The 16,030-nt window shown below is 73.4% G+C and carries 16 protein-coding genes; 7 read left to right on the top strand and 9 right to left on the bottom strand.

All coding sequences use genetic code 11. The features are described 5' to 3' along the window. Positions 1 to 76 precede the first annotated feature (76 nt). The 5 genes from VKK44_RS12825 to VKK44_RS12805 form a co-directional block, all read right to left on the bottom strand. Positions 77 to 1,093 (bottom strand): ABC transporter ATP-binding protein, encoded by a 1,017-nt coding sequence (locus VKK44_RS12825; protein ID WP_343447163.1) that lies wholly within the window; start codon positions 1,091 to 1,093, stop codon positions 77 to 79. Continuing rightward, on the bottom strand, positions 1,090 to 2,136 hold the full coding sequence (locus VKK44_RS12820; protein WP_343447162.1) for an ABC transporter ATP-binding protein: 1,047 nt from the start codon (positions 2,134 to 2,136) through the stop codon (positions 1,090 to 1,092). The genes VKK44_RS12825 and VKK44_RS12820 overlap by 4 nt, the downstream gene beginning before the upstream one ends. A 15-nt stretch (positions 2,137 to 2,151) precedes the next feature. After that, positions 2,152 to 3,141 (bottom strand): ABC transporter permease, encoded by a 990-nt coding sequence (locus VKK44_RS12815; protein ID WP_343447161.1) that lies wholly within the window; start codon positions 3,139 to 3,141, stop codon positions 2,152 to 2,154. A gap of 61 nt (positions 3,142 to 3,202) precedes the next feature. Continuing rightward, a complete protein-coding gene (locus VKK44_RS12810) occupies positions 3,203 to 4,948 on the bottom strand; it encodes an ABC transporter substrate-binding protein (protein ID WP_343447160.1) in 1,746 nt (581 codons plus the stop codon). A gap of 59 nt (positions 4,949 to 5,007) precedes the next feature. After that, entirely contained in the window at positions 5,008 to 6,027 is a 1,020-nt protein-coding gene (locus VKK44_RS12805; RefSeq protein WP_343447159.1) for an ABC transporter permease, read from the bottom strand. 407 nt (positions 6,028 to 6,434) lie between these two features. Here VKK44_RS12805 and VKK44_RS12800 point away from each other — a divergent pair, with 407 nt between their 5' ends. From VKK44_RS12800 to VKK44_RS12790, 3 genes are all read left to right on the top strand, one after another. Then, on the top strand, positions 6,435 to 7,325 hold the full coding sequence (locus VKK44_RS12800) for a pentapeptide repeat-containing protein (RefSeq protein WP_343447158.1): 891 nt from the start codon (positions 6,435 to 6,437) through the stop codon (positions 7,323 to 7,325). Positions 7,326 to 7,473: 148 nt separating this feature from the next. Beyond that, the gene (locus VKK44_RS12795; protein WP_343447157.1) at positions 7,474 to 7,710 is read left to right on the top strand and encodes a preprotein translocase YidC; all 237 of its coding nucleotides are present in this window, start codon (positions 7,474 to 7,476) and stop codon (positions 7,708 to 7,710) included. A 36-nt stretch (positions 7,711 to 7,746) separates the two neighbouring features. Next, the gene (locus tag VKK44_RS12790; RefSeq protein ID WP_343447156.1) at positions 7,747 to 8,007 is read left to right on the top strand and encodes a hypothetical protein; all 261 of its coding nucleotides are present in this window, start codon (positions 7,747 to 7,749) and stop codon (positions 8,005 to 8,007) included. On the opposite strand, the gene rnhA is transcribed toward VKK44_RS12790, so the two are convergent. Then, positions 7,926 to 8,492, bottom strand: coding sequence for a ribonuclease HI (gene rnhA / locus VKK44_RS12785; protein ID WP_343447155.1), 567 nt, complete (start codon positions 8,490 to 8,492; stop codon positions 7,926 to 7,928). The genes VKK44_RS12790 and rnhA overlap by 82 nt on opposite strands. Before the next feature lie 159 nt (positions 8,493 to 8,651). Between rnhA and VKK44_RS12780 the strand changes: the two genes are divergently transcribed. Both VKK44_RS12780 and VKK44_RS12775 read left to right on the top strand, forming a co-directional pair. Beyond that, positions 8,652 to 9,425, top strand: a complete 774-nt coding sequence (locus VKK44_RS12780; protein ID WP_343447153.1) for a tyrosine-protein phosphatase — start codon at positions 8,652 to 8,654, stop codon at positions 9,423 to 9,425. Positions 9,426 to 9,427: 2 nt separating this feature from the next. Next, a complete protein-coding gene (locus VKK44_RS12775) occupies positions 9,428 to 10,543 on the top strand; it encodes a serine hydrolase domain-containing protein (RefSeq protein WP_343447152.1) in 1,116 nt (371 codons plus the stop codon). Here the strand turns inward: VKK44_RS12775 and VKK44_RS12770 are convergent, their stop codons facing one another. Further along, positions 10,544 to 11,728, bottom strand: coding sequence for a lycopene cyclase family protein (locus VKK44_RS12770; RefSeq protein ID WP_343447151.1), 1,185 nt, complete (start codon positions 11,726 to 11,728; stop codon positions 10,544 to 10,546). Between the two features lie 81 nt (positions 11,729 to 11,809). Here VKK44_RS12770 and VKK44_RS12765 point away from each other — a divergent pair, with 81 nt between their 5' ends. Both VKK44_RS12765 and VKK44_RS12760 read left to right on the top strand, forming a co-directional pair. Then, positions 11,810 to 12,868 carry a Gfo/Idh/MocA family oxidoreductase gene (locus VKK44_RS12765; protein WP_343447150.1) on the top strand — a complete coding sequence of 353 codons (1,059 nt, stop codon included), beginning with the start codon at positions 11,810 to 11,812 and terminating at the stop codon, positions 12,866 to 12,868. A 152-nt stretch (positions 12,869 to 13,020) separates the two neighbouring features. Next, positions 13,021 to 14,202, top strand: coding sequence for an FUSC family protein (locus tag VKK44_RS12760; protein ID WP_343447149.1), 1,182 nt, complete (start codon positions 13,021 to 13,023; stop codon positions 14,200 to 14,202). Between the two features lie 61 nt (positions 14,203 to 14,263). Here the strand turns inward: VKK44_RS12760 and VKK44_RS12755 are convergent, their stop codons facing one another. Next, positions 14,264 to 14,836: a hypothetical protein gene (locus tag VKK44_RS12755; RefSeq protein ID WP_343447148.1), complete on the bottom strand. Its 573-nt coding sequence runs from the start codon at positions 14,834 to 14,836 to the stop codon at positions 14,264 to 14,266. Between the two features lie 55 nt (positions 14,837 to 14,891). Next, positions 14,892 to 16,028, bottom strand: a complete 1,137-nt coding sequence (locus VKK44_RS12750; RefSeq protein ID WP_343447755.1) for an RNA polymerase sigma factor — start codon at positions 16,026 to 16,028, stop codon at positions 14,892 to 14,894. Between the last annotated feature and the right edge of the window lie 2 nt (positions 16,029 to 16,030).

Raw genomic sequence — 16,030 nt, 5'->3', positions numbered from 1 at the left:
AGTTCGCGTCCAGGGTCGAAACCCACCCCGACACGAACTCCTTGATCACGTTGGTGGGGAGGGGTGGCCGGGAGGGTCAGGCACGTGGGTGGGGGTTTGGCATTGCGCTCGGCGCTTCCTGGTCGGGGTGGTGGCAGGCGGTGAGTTGGGTGCCGCCGTCGCGGGTGGTCAGTGCGGGTTGCTCGGTGGCGCAGCGGTCGGTGGCTTTCCAGCAGCGGGTGCGGAAGCGGCAGCCCGAGGGTGGGTCGAGGGGGGTGGGGACGTCGCCGGTGAGTCGGATGCGGCCGGCGGGGCCGAGGGTGGTGACGTCGGGGATGGCGGAGAGCAGCGCCCGGGTGTAGGGGTGCTGCGGCCGGGTGTAGATGGCGTCCCGGTCACCGATCTCGACGATGGTGCCGAGGTACATGACGGCGACGCGGTGGGAGAAGTGGCGGATCACCGCCAGGTCGTGGGCGATGAACACGAACGCCAGGTCCAGGTCGCGTTGCAGGCCGCGCAGCAGGTTGATGACCTGTGCCTGGATGGAGACGTCGAGGGCGGAGACGGGTTCGTCGGCGACGATCAGTTTCGGTTTGAGCGCCAGGGCACGGGCGATGCCGACGCGTTGGCGTTGGCCGCCGGAGAACTCGTGCGGGTAGCGGTTGTAGTGCTCGGGGTTCAGTCCGACCAGCTCCAGCAACTCCTGCACGCGTTTCTTCACGCCGCCGGGTGGGGTGATCCCGTTGACCTGCAACGGCATCGCCACGATCCGCCCGACGGTGTGCCGGGGGTTCAACGACGCGTACGGGTCCTGGAAGATGATCTGGAGGTCCTGCCGCAGGCCGCGCAGGTCACGGCGGCCGGCGTGGGTGATGTCCCGACCGGCGAACGTGATCGACCCGGCGGTGGGCTCCAGCAGCCGCACCAGCATCCGCCCGGTCGTGGTCTTCCCACACCCCGACTCCCCGACCAGGCCGAGCGTCTCCCCCGCACGCACGTCGAAGTCCAACCCGTCGACCGCCCGCACCACCGCCTTCCCCCGCAGCCCCTGCCGTACCGGGAAGTGCTTGCTCAACCCGCGCACCCGAAGCAACGGCTCGGTCTCGACACTCATCGGGCCACCCCCACCTGCGCGACGTCCTGCTGGTAGATGCGGGTCCGCTCGTCGGCCGGCAGGTGGCAGGCCACCCGATGCCCCGCCTGACCGGCGTCACGCAACTCGGGCACCTCCGCGCGGGACCGGTCGTCGGCGTAGCGGCAGCGCGGATGAAACGCGCACCCCGACGGAAGATGGATCAGGCTCGGCGGGTTACCCGGGATCGGCACCAGGTCCGCGTCCGCGTCACCGCGCAACGACGGCACACTCGACAACAGACCCCACGTGTACGGATGCTGCGGCGACCGCAACACCCGCGCCACACCACCCTGCTCGACCGCCCGCCCCCCATACATGACGAGAACGTCATCAGCCACCTGCGACACCACACCCAGATCGTGGGTGATCAACACGATCGCCGACCGGAACTCCTCCTGAAGATCCGCCAACAGATCCAGGATCTGCGCCTGCACCGTCACGTCCAACGCCGTCGTCGGCTCGTCGGCGATCAGCAGATCCGGATCGTTGACCAACGCCATCGCGATCATCGCCCGCTGCCGCATCCCACCGGAAAACTCGTGCGGGTACTGCTCGAACCGCCGACCCGGCTGCGGAATCCCCACCCGACCCAACATGTCCACCGCCCGCGCCCGCGCCTCCCGACGGCCGGCCCCCGGATGATGCACCCGATACGCCTCCGCGATCTGCCTACCGATCGTGAAGTAGGGATGCAACGCCGACAACGGATCCTGAAAGATCATCGCCATGTCCCGGCCCCGCAGCCGCCGCACCTGCTCCTCCGCAAGGCCGACAAGCTGACGCCCACCCACCCAGATCTCCCCCGAGATGGTGGCCCGCCGCGCATCGTGCAGCCCCAGGACCGCCAACGACGTGACGCTCTTACCCGAACCGGACTCCCCCACGATCCCCAACGTCCGACCCCGCTCAACGGCGAACGACACCCCATCCACGGCCCTGACCACACCGTCCTCGGTATCGAACCGCACCCGCAGATCCGTGACGCGCAGGTACGGGTCCTGCGGCATCCGATGCTCGACCATGTCGACTCCTCCCGCTCAGCTAAACCGGACCCGCGGATCGATCACCGCGTACAGCACGTCGACCACGATGTTGGCGATCACGATGAACACGGCCGCCAGCAGCACGGTCGCCATCACCACCGGCAGGTTGAGGAACTGCACCGCCTCCACGGTGGCCTTGCCGAGACCCTGGAGGCCGAAGATGGTCTCGGTGATGAACGTGCCGCCGAGGCTGGTGCCGATGTCCAGCCCGGCGATGGTGACGATCGGTGTGATCGCCGCGCGTAACGCGTGCCGGGTGTGCACCTGCCGCGCCGACAACCCCTTCGCCCGGGCGGTACGGACGAAGTCCTCCGACAGCGTCTCCAGCATCTGCGCGCGGGACAGGCGCGCGTAGAGCGCGGAGTTGAGGAAACCCAACGTCATCCAGGGCAGGATCAGCCCGGCCGCCCAGCGGGCCGGGTTCTCGGTCAGCGGGGTGTAGCTGGGGAACGGCAGCAGCCCGGTGGAGTAGACGAGCAGGTAGAGCAGGATCAGCCCGAAGAAGTAGACCTGCATGGACGCCCCGGCGAGGGTGATGCCGATGGCGGCACGGTCGAACGCCGTACCCCGGCGCAGCGCCGACACCATGCCCAGCGAGATGCCCAGGGCCAGCCAGAGCACGGCGCCGCCGAGGACGATGCTGAACGTCACCGGGGCACGCTGGACGACGATCTCGGTGACCGGCTGGTTGTTGCGGAACGAGTAGCCCAGGCAGGGCGCCGGACAGTCCTGCCGGAAGTCGCCCTCGCCGTAGCTGCGGCCGGCGAACACGCCGTGGACGAAGTCCGCGTACTGGCGGGGCAGCGGCCGGTCGATGCCGAGCCGGCGCTCGACCTGGGCGATGTCCGCGGCGGTGCAGTTCTTGCCGCACATCACCTTCGCCGGGCTGCTCGGCACCGCGAAGAACAGTCCGAAGGTGACCAGGCTGATGACGACCAGGGTCAGGACGGCGACGAGCAGCCGCCGGATGACGAAACGGAGCACGGGAAACACCTCCCCCGGGTGGGGCGGGGGCGGCCGGCGTGGCCGCCCCCGCCGACGACGGTCACTGCTTCACGTGGATGCCGTTGAGCGAGATGATGCCGAACGCGTCGCTGAGGAAGGCGTTGCCGACCTTGGAGCCGCGCAGCTCGTAGGTGGCGTCGTAGTAGCAGGGCACGACCGGCGCGTACTCCTGCATGATCGTGCGGTCGAGCGCCATCCAGCCGGCGTCCTGCTCGGCGGCGGGCAGGTTGCGGACCCGGTCGATCTCCGCGCTGACCGACGGCTCGTTCAGGTACGACAGGTTCTGGTTGCCCTCGGCCACGATCTCCCGGCCGTCGTAGACCGGCGGGATGACGGTCGAGCCGGTGGGCCAGTCCGAACCCCAGCCGCTGAGGTAGATGTCGTACGGGTTGTCCTTGCGGCCGATCTCGTCGTAGTAGCTGCTGTTGTCGATCGGCTTCATCACGATGTCGAAGCCCATGTCGGTGAGGTTCTTGCGCAACGCCTCGGCCTGCTGGGTGCGCAGCTCCAGGTTGGAGTGGGCGAGCACCAGCTTGGGGCGCTTGCCGGCCAACAGTTCGGTGACCTTCGCCTTGTCGCCGGTGACCGGGCCGTTGAACAGGTCGTACTTCTGGAAGCCGGCGGTGGTCGGTGACATCAGCGTGCTGGCCGGGGAACCGGCGGCCTGTCCGCCGAGCACCTTGAGCAGCGCGTCCTTGTCCACGGCGTAGTTGAGCGCCCGCCGTACGGCCAGGTCGGTGACCCGCTGCGTGTTGATGCTGAGCACCCAGGTGTACTGCGTGGGGCCCTTGGCCACCCGGTCGGCCACCCCGGAGCCGGTGGTGCGGGGCAGCACGGACGGCGGCACGTCGGCCCAGCTCAGTGTCGCCTGGTCGGCGGGTCCGTCGGCGACCAGACGTTCGGAGATCTGGGCCTGCTCCAGGCCGAACGTCACCCGGATCGTGTCCGGGTACGCGTTGCGGATCGGGTCGGTCGCCGCGTCCCAGTGGGGGTTGCGTTCCAGTTCCAGCGCCACGTCCCGCTGGTAGGACTTCACCCGGTACGGTCCGGACGAGAACGGCCGCAGGTCGTAGTTGGCCCGGGTGTCCTTGGCGACCGGCACCGGCGCGCTGGTGGGCAGTGCGGCGGCGTACGGCAGGTCGCAGTGCGGCTGCGGGAACGTGAACCGGATCGTCCTGTCGTCAGGGGTGTCGACGCCGTCGGGCACCGGCCGGCCGCCGTCGTACGGCCCCTGGTAGCTGGCGTTGTAGGTGCCGCCCGGGTAGAGCCACTGCTGGATGTAGTGCGGGCCCTCGTTGAGCGCCGGCGCGAACGACCGGGCGATGCCGTGGGCGACGTCCTTGCTGGTCACCGCCGAGCCGTCCTCGTACTTGACGCCGTCGCGGAGGGTGAACTCCCAGACCTTGCAGTCGTCGTTGACGTCCTTGCCGGGGTTGGTCGCCAGGTCGCCGACGAGCAGCAGCTTGCCGCTGCCGTCCTCCTTGTAGCCGTTGAGCGCCCGGTAGAGCTGCCCGCCGGTCACCTGCTGGGTGTTGACGTAGTTGCGGGCCGGGTCGAGGTGTTCGAAGTCGGCCGGCTGCATGACGGTCAGCGTGCCGCCCCGGGCCGCGCCGTCGACGGGTTTCGCCGGGCCCTGGTTGTCGGCGGCCTGGTAGGAGATCGAGCCGCTCTGGGTCTTCGTCTTCTGGTCCTCGCCGCCACCGTCGTCGGTGGTGGGGCTGCATCCGGCGGCGACCAGCGCCGCCGCGGCGAGGACACCGGTCAGTGTCCGGGTTCGGGTACGCACGGTGTGCTCCCTTCCTGCCCGGCGGCCCCCGCCGGCCGGGCACGTGATGGCCGGTGGGACTACCGGGTGGAGCGGGGATCCAGCGAGTCGCGCAGCGCGTCACCGAGCAGGTTGAACGCCAGGACCAGCAGGAAGATCGTCAACCCGGGGAACAGGGTGTACCAGGGGTCGCTCGCGACGTAGCCGATGCTGTTGAAGATCATGCGGCCCAGGTCGGGCGTGGGTTCGGTGACGCCGATGTTGACGAAGGCCAGCGCCGCCTCGATGGCGATGAACTGCGGCACCATCAGCGAGACGGTGACCAGGATGGGCGCCCAGATGTTCGGCAGGAGCTGCCGCAGCAGGATGTGACCGGTGCCGGCGCCGGCGGCCCGGGCCGCCTCGACGAACTCCCGCTCCCGCAGCGAGATCACCTGCCCGCGGACCAGCCGCGCGGTGTACGTCCAACTGAACAGCCCGAAGGTGGCGACGATCAGGGCCACCCGGAACGCCGGCGACGGGGACTCCCGGTCGGAGTAGAAGCGGTCCTGGAGGATCGGGATCACCGCGAGCGCGAAGATGAGGAACGGGAACGCCAGTGTGAGGTCGACCAGCCAGTTGACGACGCTGTCCAGCCAGCCCCGGGCCCAGCCGGCAAGCACCCCGACCGCGACGCCGATGAAGGAGGCCAGCAGCGCCGAGGCGAACGCGATGAACAGCGATGTACGCAGGCCGTACACCAACTGGAGCGCGATGTCGCGGCCACTGCCGGGCTCCAGCCCGAGCCAATGATCGGCGTTGATCCCGCCGGCATAGCCGATCGGCATTCCGAAATCGTTGAGCCGGCCGACGAACTTGTCCGTGGGATCGATCCCGGTGAGGTGGCCCAGCAGCGGCGCGCCGAGCGCGACCACCGCGGCGACGGCCAGGGTCACGGCGCTGGCCCGGGCCGTGCGGTCCCGCTTCAGCCGCAGCCAGGCAAGCTGGTTGGGAGATCTGCCGACGATCTCCGGGCGAGCGGCGACGGCTCCGGCCACCGGTTCGGGAGCGGCCGGATCGACGGGTGTGTCCACCGACGGCGGATGGGAAAGGTCGCTCATGAGGATCCTCCCGGGGGGCGGAAAACGTCCCTGCCACCTGACGGTAATGCGCCCGGGAACGGTGAAAAGAATCGTTACGGTAACGGCCGTTCCGGTTGTCGGGCATCGACAACGATCCGGCGTACGGAATGCATCGGCGCAATAACGGCGCTATCCGGTTGTCAACCGTTCAGCCATTCGTTCCACTGATTCTCGAATGCGTTGCCACGAACCACGGCCACGGTTGTCACCCGTTCAGCCATTCCGCCCCACGGCCTCCGCCGATCATGAGGTTGACCGCGTTCTCCGTCCGATTCGTCACCGCCACCTTCATGATCACCAGCGGGGCCACCGGTGGGGTGCCGGACCGGGGTGGGTGGGGTGGGCGGACAATGGGGCTGGGCGTTCGGAACGGGGAAGACGTGGCGATGACCGGAGGGGTCGGGGCGGGCGTGGGTCGGGAACTGCGGGCGGACTGCGCGCGCTGCGCCGGGGTCTGCTGCGTCGCGCCGGCGTTCGCCGCCTCGGCCGACTTCGCCATCGACAAACCGGCCGGGCAGCCCTGCCCGAACCTGGGCGCCGACTCCCGCTGCGGCATCCACCCGGAGCTACGGGAACGCGGCTTCCCCGGGTGCACCGTGTTCGACTGCTTCGGCGCCGGCCAACACCTCACCCAGGGCACGTTCGCCGGCCACGACTGGCGCGCCGATCCGGTCACCGCACGGCGGATGTTCGACACGTTCGCCGTGTTGCGGCCGTTGCACGAGTTGCTGTGGTACCTGACCGAGGCGGTACGGGTCACCCCGCCCGGCCCGCTGCGCGACGACCTGGTCGCCACGCTCGACGAGACGGGCCGGCTCACCGACGGCACGCCCGACGAGCTGCTCGCCGTCGACGTCGACGCCCACCGGAGCCGGGTCAACCGGCTGCTGTCGAGCGCCGGCGAGCGGGCCCGGGCCGGCCGTGCCGGGCCCGACCGGCGGGGCGCGACGCTGATCGGCGTCGACCTGCGCCGCGCCGCGCTGGCCGGGGCGAACCTGCGCGGCGCCACCCTGATCGGCGCGGACCTGCGCGGCGTCCGGCTCGGGGCCGCCGACCTGACCGGCGCCGACCTGCGCGGGGCGGATCTGCGCGGCACCGACCTGGGCGAGTGCCTGTTCGTGCACCAGTCCCAACTCGACGCCGCGCGCGGCGACCACCGCACGCTCCTGCCACCCGGCCTGCGCCGCCCAACGCACTGGTCCCTCCCCCTCCCCCTCCCCCTCCCCCCGACCCGCCCACCCCACCGCCGCCGCCCCGACCACCGCCGCTCCCGGTGATCAAGGAGTTGACGTCATCTCCGCGTGCCCCGTCGACGCAAACTCCTTGATCGACCATGGCGGCATCCGGACCGGCGGCGTGGGGGGTTTTGGTGGGGGTGGGGTGGGTAGGCGGCGGTACGGGTCGACGCGATCGGGGGGCGGAGCGATGGGATATCGGGCACGCGACGGCGAGGAACCCGTCGACCCGGCGCACGCCGAGGACGCCGCCGGTCAGGCCCGCCTGGTGCAGGTGGCGGCGGACACGGACGTACCGGCCGCCGCCCCGGACACGCCGGGACCGGACGAGGTGACCGAGGACGACGGGTCCGGGATGGCCGGCGGCGCGTCCGGCAGCAGCTCGGGCGGCTCGTCGATGCCGACGCACCCCGACGCGGCCCGCTGAACGTTTGCCGCCACCGCAGGCGGGCAGGAGTGCGACATGACCAGTGAAGAGTCCTTCGGCCGGGCCGCCGGCGACGAACCCGACGGCGCCACCGCCTACGAGGCGTCCCTGCGCCCCCCGGGTGAATCCCTGCACACCACCGACGACACCGGCGACGACTTCGCCGACCTGCCGGCCGAGGACCGGCGCTCGGCGCGGGACACGAGCCGCGCCGGCTACGACGTCGAGGCCGTCTCCGGCACCGGCGACCCGGCCGACGAGCCGGAGGAGATCGAGGAGGGCCGGCCGCTGCGCTGAGCCGGCCGCGGGGTGGCCGGTGCCCCGGCCCCCCGCGCCTCGGTCATTCCCCGGTTGGCCAACGCGTCGGCGCGCTCGTTCTCCGGATGTCCGTTGTGGCCCTTCACCCACAGCCAGGTGACGTCGTGGCGCGCGCAGGCGGCCTCCAGCCGCTGCCACAGGTCGGCGTTCTTCACCGGCTGCTTCGCGGCGGTGAGCCAGCCGTTGCGTTTCCACGCGTTCAGCCAACCGGTGATGCCGTTGCGCACATAGGTGCTGTCGGTGTGCAGCCGCACGGTGACCGGCCGGGTCAGACTCTCCAACGCCCGGATCGCGGCGGTCAGCTCCATCCGGTTGTTGGTGGTCGGGGTCGCCTCGCCGCCGCACAGCTCCCGCTCGTGCCCGCCCCAGCGCAGCACCGCGCCCCAGCCGCCCGGCCCGGGGTTGCCGCTGCACGCGCCGTCGGTCCAGATCTCCACGACCCGGCCGGTCTCCGCCTCCGCCATGCCCGGCAACCTACCCGGTACGCCGCCCGGCCCGACCGCCCGACCCGCGTGCCCACGGCCCGACGGGACAGCCCAGCCATCCCAGCGCCGCGCCCGACCCGCCTGCCCAGGGTCCGGCGGGACCACCGGCGCCACGATGTCCGGCTAGCGTGCGGAGCCATGACCGCACCCCCGGAGTTCACCGCCCTGTGCAACTTCCGTGACCTCGGCGGCTGGCGCGCCGACGACGGTCGCACCGTCGCCCGCGGCCGGCTCTACCGCTCCGACTCCCTGGCCAAGCTCGCCGGCGACGACCTGGCCCGCTTCGCGGCCCTCGGCGTCCGTACCGTGATCGACCTGCGCTACCCGTGGGAGATCGCCGACCACGGCCGGGCGCCGGAGAGCCTCGGCGTCGCCTGGCACAACCTGAGCATCGAGCACCGCCCCTACGTCCAGGCCGACATCGACCCCGACGTGGACCCGTGGCGCTACCTGGCCGACCGGTACGCCGAGGTGGCCGAGGACGGCGTGGTCGAGCTGCGCCGGGCGCTGGAGGTGATCGCCCACGACCCGCACCCGCTGGTGTTCCACTGCGCGTCCGGCAAGGACCGCACCGGGCTGCTGGCCGCGCTGGTGCTGGCCCTGCTCGGCGTGGACACCGACCAGGTCGCCGCGGACTTCGCGCGCACCGAGCACGCCACCGGGCGGCTGGTCGCCGAGTGGCGCGACCGCAACGGCGGCGCGACGCCACGCTGGCCCGGGTACGGGCGGGCGCCCGAGGCGCTGATCCGGCTGGTGCTGGCCGAGCTGACCGCGGCGCACGGCTCGATCCGCGGCTACGTCACCGGGCGGCTCGGGGTCGGCGAGGAAACCATCGCCGCGCTGCGCGCCCGCCTGCTCACCGACGACGAAAAACCGCACGACGGCGACGCGGCGCTCTGGCAGGCTCGCTGATCGTGGACAGTCGCTGGGACGACCTGCGGGCCGAGGTGCGCACCGCGCTCGACGACCTCGTCGCCTCCGGACGGGAGGCCGGCGTGCAGGTGGCCGCGTACCTCGACGGCACGCCGATCGTCGAGGAACAGGCCGGCCTGGCCGACACCGCCGCCGGCCGGCCGATGACCGCCGACACGCCGGTGCACGCGGTCTCCACCGGCAAGGGCATCACCGCCACCGTGGTGCACGTGCTGGCCGAGCAGGGCCGACTCGACGAGGACCTGCCACTGGCCCGGGTGTGGCCGGAGTTCGCCCGGCACGGCAAGGACGGCATCACGCTGCGGCACGTGCTCACCCACACCGCCGGCCTGCCGGCGCTGCCCGCCGACGTCACCCCCGCCGACTTCACCGACTGGTCCCGGATGTGCGACCTGCTCGCCGACGCGACGCCGCTGTGGGCGCCCGGCGAGCGGCTGGCGTACCACGCGTGGACGTGGGGTTGGCTGCTCGGGGAGGTGGTCCGCCGGGTCACCGGCAGACCGGTCTCCCAGGTGCTCGCCGAGGAGGTGGCCGGGCCGCTCGGCCTGACCCGGGAACTGTTCCTCGGCGTACCGGAGGCGGAGCTGCCCCGGCTGGCCCGGCTGGAGGACGCCGGCCTGTCCGCGTTGATGACCTGGGCCGGCGCGAACCTGCCGCACTTCGACGCGGTGGCCCCGCCCGCGGTCCGCCCGGACGCCACGACCGGCAGCGACCCCGACGTGCTGCGCGCCGACGTGCCGTCGGTCGGCACCATGAGCGCCCGCGCGGTCGCCCGGATGTACGCGGCGCTGCTCGGCCCCGTCGACGGCGTCCGCCTGATCTCCCCCGACCGGTTGCGCGCGGTGTCCGCGCCGGCGGTCCACGCGCCCGAGTGGGTGTTCGGGCAGGAGAGCACGTTCGGGCTCGGCTACGCGGTCGACGACGACGGCTCGTTCGGCACCGCCGGCAGCGGCGGCAGCCTCGCGTTCGCGTACCCGGAACTGGGGTTGACAGTGGCCGCGCTGCGCAACCGGCTCGGCGCCGGCGACGACGACCCGATGGAACGACTGCGGGCGCTCGTGCGCGACCGGGTCACCGCGACGCTCCACCGCGGCTAGCTACCGCCGCAGCCGGGCGCGCAGCCGGCCGGTGGCGTCGCCGAGCACCGCGCCGGTCATCGGCAGCAGCGGGCTGGACCGCATCACCGCCAGATCCTCGGCCGGCGTGGTCGCGCCGTCGAGGAACCGCAGCACCCGCTCCGGCGGGTTGCGGTCGAACAGCCGGTCGAAGAACTCCACCCCGTTCACATGCCCCCGGTCCAGCGCGCGCAACGCCACCGCGTCCATCCACCGGTGCCGGCCCGGGTACGCCGGCGCCGGCACCGGCGGCCGGCCCGCCGCGACGGCCCGGCCCACCTGGTCGGCCTGGCGGAGCATCGCGGAGAACGTGAACCCGGTGGACGGGCGGGTCGCCCCGCCGGCGGTGCCCAACCGCACCACCCGGGGGCTCGGCCGGGCCACGAACGGGCCGTCCGTCATCGGGATCACCCCGTTCTCCACCTCCCGCACCCGCAGCGCGCCCAGGTCCAGACCGAGCAGCCCGGCGTAGCCGCGCAGCGCCGCGTCGTAGCCCGCGTCGTCGAGCACGGCCGGCCCGAACTCGGTGTACTCGACCAGCGCGAACCGGTCGTCGACCGGCAGCACGTACCCGAACGACACCCCGCGGGCCGGCTGCGGGGTGCGGAAGTCCATCAGCACCGCCCGACCCCTGTCGAACGTCGGCCGCTCGGCCGCCAGCCACCAGCCCCGGAAGTGCTGCAACCAGCTCGTCCGCCCCGGCCGCGACGGCGGGCGGGGCCGGGAGTCCAGCACCCAACCGGCGCGCACCAACGCCCGCCCCGCCGGGTCGCACACGGTGACCCGGTCACCGTCGTCGCGCAACTCCCCCGCCGGCGCGGCGACGCGGACCGCGTCCAGCCGCCGCTCCGCCTCGGCAGCCCGGTCGTAGACCGGGGCGGAGCGGACCATGGCGTACCGCAGCGGTTCCAGCGGCAGGACGCGGCGGCCCGCCGCCGTGACCACCTCCACCCGCGACCAGCTCGCGCTCAACAGCGGGTCGAGGTCACCACCCGGCGTGCCCCAGAACGCCCAGGTGCGGTCCTGGCCGCGCTTGCGGACCGGATCCACCACCGCGACCCGCACGCCGGTCACCCCGTGCCGGTCCAGGGCGGCCAGGACCAGCGAGGCGGCGCCACCGCCGCCGACCAGCGCGAGGTCGACGTCGACCGGGGAGGATGCGGGCATCCGCCCACGCTGTCACACCGGCCGGAAGCACCGCCGGGGACCCCGCCGCCCGGCACCGGCGCGCCGCGTAGATTCGGCGGCATGACGCTGCGGGTGGGACTGCTCGGGTACGGAACGGCCGGGCGGGTCTTCCACGCCCCGCTGATCGCCGCCACTGCCGGCCTGCGGCTGGACACGGTGGTGACCCGCGACCCGCAGCGCCGCGCGCAGGCCCGGGCCGACCATCCCGACGCCCGCGTGGTCGACGACGCGGAACACCTGTGGCAGGCCGCCGACCAGCTCGACCTGGTGGTGGTGGCCGCGCCGAACCGGCAGCACGTGCCGCTGGCCCGGGCCGCGGTGGCCGCCGGACTGCCGGTCGTGGTCGACAAGCCGCTCGCCCCGACCAGCGCGCAGGGCTGGGAGCTGGTGACCGACGCCGCCGCGGCCGGCGTGCCGCTTACCGTGTTTCAGAACCGGCGCTGGGACGGCGACTACCGCACCGTGTGCCGGCTGGTCGAGGCCGGCGAGCTGGGCCGGGTGGCCCGGTTCGAGTCGCGGTTCGAACGGTGGCGGCCGGCCGTCAAGCCGGGCTGGCGGGAGAGCGGCGCGCCCGGCGAGGCCGGCGGCGCGCTGTTCGACCTCGGCGCCCACCTCATCGACCAGGCGGTCCGACTGTTCGGGCCGGTGGAACGCGTCTACGCCGAAGTGGACCGGCGGCGGCCCGGCGCCGAGGTGGACGACTACGCCTTCGTCGCGCTCACCCACACGCGCGGCGTGCGCTCGCACCTGTGGATGGGCGCGGTCACCGCGCAGCTCGGACCCCGCTTCCGGGTGCTCGGCGACCGGGCCGCCTACACGAGCTGGGGCATGGACCCGCAGGAGGCGGCGCTGCGCGACGGCCGGCGACCCGACGAACCCGGATGGGGCCGGGTCGACCCGCGGCGGTACGGACGTCTCGGCGCCGACGACGACCCGCGGGCCGTGCCCACCGAACCGGGCCGCTACCCGGACTTCTACCTCCAGGTGGCGACCGCGCTGCGCGACGGCACACCGATGCCGGTCGACCCGGCCGACGCGGTCGCCGTCGTCGAGCTGATCGAGCTGGCGCACGAGGCCGCGGCGCGGGGCGTGACGCTGCCGGTGCCGCCGCGGCGCTGACCGCCGGACCGGACACCCCGGGCGCGGGTCGACCAGGTCGAGCACCGAGCCGCACGTGGGCATGCTCTCGTTACGACACGGCTCGGCCGGGGTACCTCCGGGCGACGACCGGGCCGCCGCCTGGACCGGTGCGACCAAGGTGAGGTACGGACATGCGGGACTGGGTGCGGGCCGCCGCCGGGCGGGTACGCCGGGACTGGATGTCGGTGGTCGAGGCGACCGTGGCCGCCACCGTCGCCTGGATCCTCGCCTCCCGGGTGATCGGTCACCCCGATCCGTTCTTCGCCCCGTCCGCCGCGCTGGTGGTGCTCGGCGAGACCCGGGGCAAGCGACTGCGGCAGACCATCGAGATCCTGCTCGGGGTGGCCGCCGGCATCCTGGTCGCCGACGTCGTCGTGCAGGCCCTCGGCCCGACCACCACCACGGTGTTCCTGGTCCTGGGCTGCACCCTCGGGCTGATGGTGGTGCTCGGCGCGAGCACCACGCTGACCGTGCAGGCCGCCGTCTCGGCGTTGTACCTGGTCGTGGTGGCCGCGCCGAAGGGCAGTCTGATGCCGTTCCGGTTCGTCGACGCGCTGATCGGCGGCGCGGTGGCGATCGCGGCGAGTCAGTTGATCGTCGCCCGGGATCCGCTCGCGCCGCTGGTGGCCGAGGCCCGGCAGACCTTCGCCGACCTGGCCGACCTGCTCAACCGGGTCAACGACGCGCTGCGCCGGTGCGACGAGGACGCGGCCCGGGCCGCGCTGGAGCGGGCCCGCCAGGTGGACGACTGCGTGGACCGGCTACGCGAGGCGGTGGCGGCCACCGGTGAGACGTTGCGACTGCGGGTACGCCGCCGCCGGCACATCGGTCAGGTCCGGGAGGTCGAGGCCACCGCCCGGCAACTCGACTACGCCGCCCGCAACATCCGGGTGCTGGCCCGCGCCGGGGTGCACCTGACCCGGCTGCACACCGCCACCCCACCCGAGCTGGCCCTGGCGATCAACGAACTCGCCGACGCGGTCCGCGCCGCCGGTGAGGCCATGGTGCACAGCCTGGCCGGCGACGAGGACGCGGCCGAGTGCGCCGAACGGGCCGACGCCGCGGCCCTGGAGGCGGTACGGATCGCCGCGCAGCTGTTCGAGTCCCGGCCGCCCCTACCACTCATCATGATCATCGGGCAGATCCGGGCCACCGCCATCGACCTGCTGCGCGCGGTCGGAACCGACGACCCGGTCCTCGGTCGGGTCGACGAGGCCCTCGGCCTGGCGGAGTCCCCGACCCGGACAGGGGCCGACGGCCGGCCGACGCCACACGCCGAGCCCGGGACGACACCGACGACAGCGGCGGCCTGACAGCGGCGACGACCGGTCGACCCCTCTTCCGGCAGGAGCACGGGCCTGCCGGCCGTGGGCGTCAGGACCGACGCACATCCCGCGCAGCCCGGTCGGGCTCGTCGGGGGCGGGAATCGGCAGCGCGACCGGTTCGGCCGGACCGCCCGCCGGGACCGAGTGCGCCGGTGCCGGCCGGTCCACCGCCGGTCGCCGCGAGTACAGCCGACCCTGACCGGCCGGGCCGTTGCGGCGGGACACCTCGATCGTCACCATCCGGATCGGCGCGGGCGGCGCGGTGAACCCGGGTACGCCCCAGCGCAGCCAGATCGGGATCCGCCCGGCCTCGGCCTCGGCCAGCAGCTTCTCCACGGTCCGTCGACGGTCGGTGTGGTCGACCTCGACGACGACCGGCGGACGGTCCGGCCGGGCGCAGGCGACGTCGAGCACCGACTGCCGCCCGGACAGCGGCGGCGGCAACGGCAACACGCTCGCCGCCCGGCGGTAGACCCGCCAGCCCTCGCCGGTCGCCCACTCGACCACGGCGTCGACGAGCCGGGCGGTCACCCGGTCGGTGGTCAGATCCACGAAGGTCAGCCCGGCGAGTCGGTGCGCGAGGGACGCGGCCACCCGCTCGCCGTCCTGCCCCGGATCCATGCCCGCAGGCTAGCGTGCGACCGGCGCGCCGGAGCACCCACGCCCGGACCGGCGGTCACCGGGTGTTGAGGCGGGCGGCCTGGCGGGTCAGGTGGTCGCGTTCGGGGAGGCTGGTGGCCCGGCGGGCGGCCTCGGCGTAGAGGCGGGCCGCCGTCTCCGGGCTGCCGTCGCGTTCGTGCAGGTACGCCGCCACCGCCGCGTGCCGGGGCAGCGCCTCGTCGAGCGCGGCGAGCGCGGCCAGCCCGGCCCGGGGACCGTCCGCCTCGCCGACGGCGACCGCACGGTTGAGCCGTGCCACCGGGCTGTCGGTCAGGCGGACCAGCTCGTCGTACCATTCCACGACCTGCACCCAGTCGGTCTCCGCCGCGGTGGGCGCGTCGGCGTGCAGGGCCGCGACGGCGGCCTGGGCCTGGAACTCGCCCAGCCGGTCGCGGGCCAACGCCGCCTGGAGGACCCGCACCCCCTCGGCGATCAGGCCGGTGTCCCACCGGCGGCGGTCCTGCTCGGCCAGCGGCACCAGGCTGCCGTCGGGCGCGGTCCGGCTGGCCCGGCGGGCGTGGTGCAGCAGCATGAGGGCGAGCAGCCCGGCCACCTCGGGATGGTCGATGGCGGCGGCGAGCTGACGGGTGAGCCGGATCGCCTCTGCCGACAGGTCGACGTCGCCGGAGTAGCCCTCGTTGAACACCAGGTAGAGCACGCGCAGCACGGTGGCGACGTCGCCGGGCTGGACGAACCGCACGCCGGAGACGGTGCGCTTGGCCCGGCTGATCCGCTGTGCCATGGTCGCCTCGGGCACCAGGTAGGCCCGGGCGATCTGGCGGGTGGTGAGCCCGCCGACCGCGCGCAGGGTGAGCGCCACCGCGGACGAGGGCGTCAGCGACGGGTGCGCGCAGAGGAAGTAGAGCCGGAGCGTGTCGTCCACCCCGGGCACCGGCCCGGGCGCCGGCTCCTCGTCGACGGCGTCCTCGCGCCGACGCCGGGCGGCGTCGGCGCGGGCCGTGTCGAGGAAGCGACGCCAGGCCACGGTGACCAGCCACGCCTTCGGCTCGCGCGGCGGGTCCGCCGGCCAGACGCGGAGCGCCTCGACCAGCGCGTCCTGCACGGCGTCCTCGGCCGCCGCGAAGTCGGCTCCGCGGCGGACGAGGACGCCGAGGACGCCCGGCGTGAGGCTCCGGAGCAGCACCTCGTCCATCG

This window comes from Micromonospora sp. DSM 45708 (genome assembly GCF_039566955.1).
Taxonomy (GTDB): domain Bacteria; phylum Actinomycetota; class Actinomycetes; order Mycobacteriales; family Micromonosporaceae; genus Micromonospora.
Note: the sequence above shows the minus strand (reverse complement) of the source record. Positions and strands in the feature narration are given on the sequence as shown.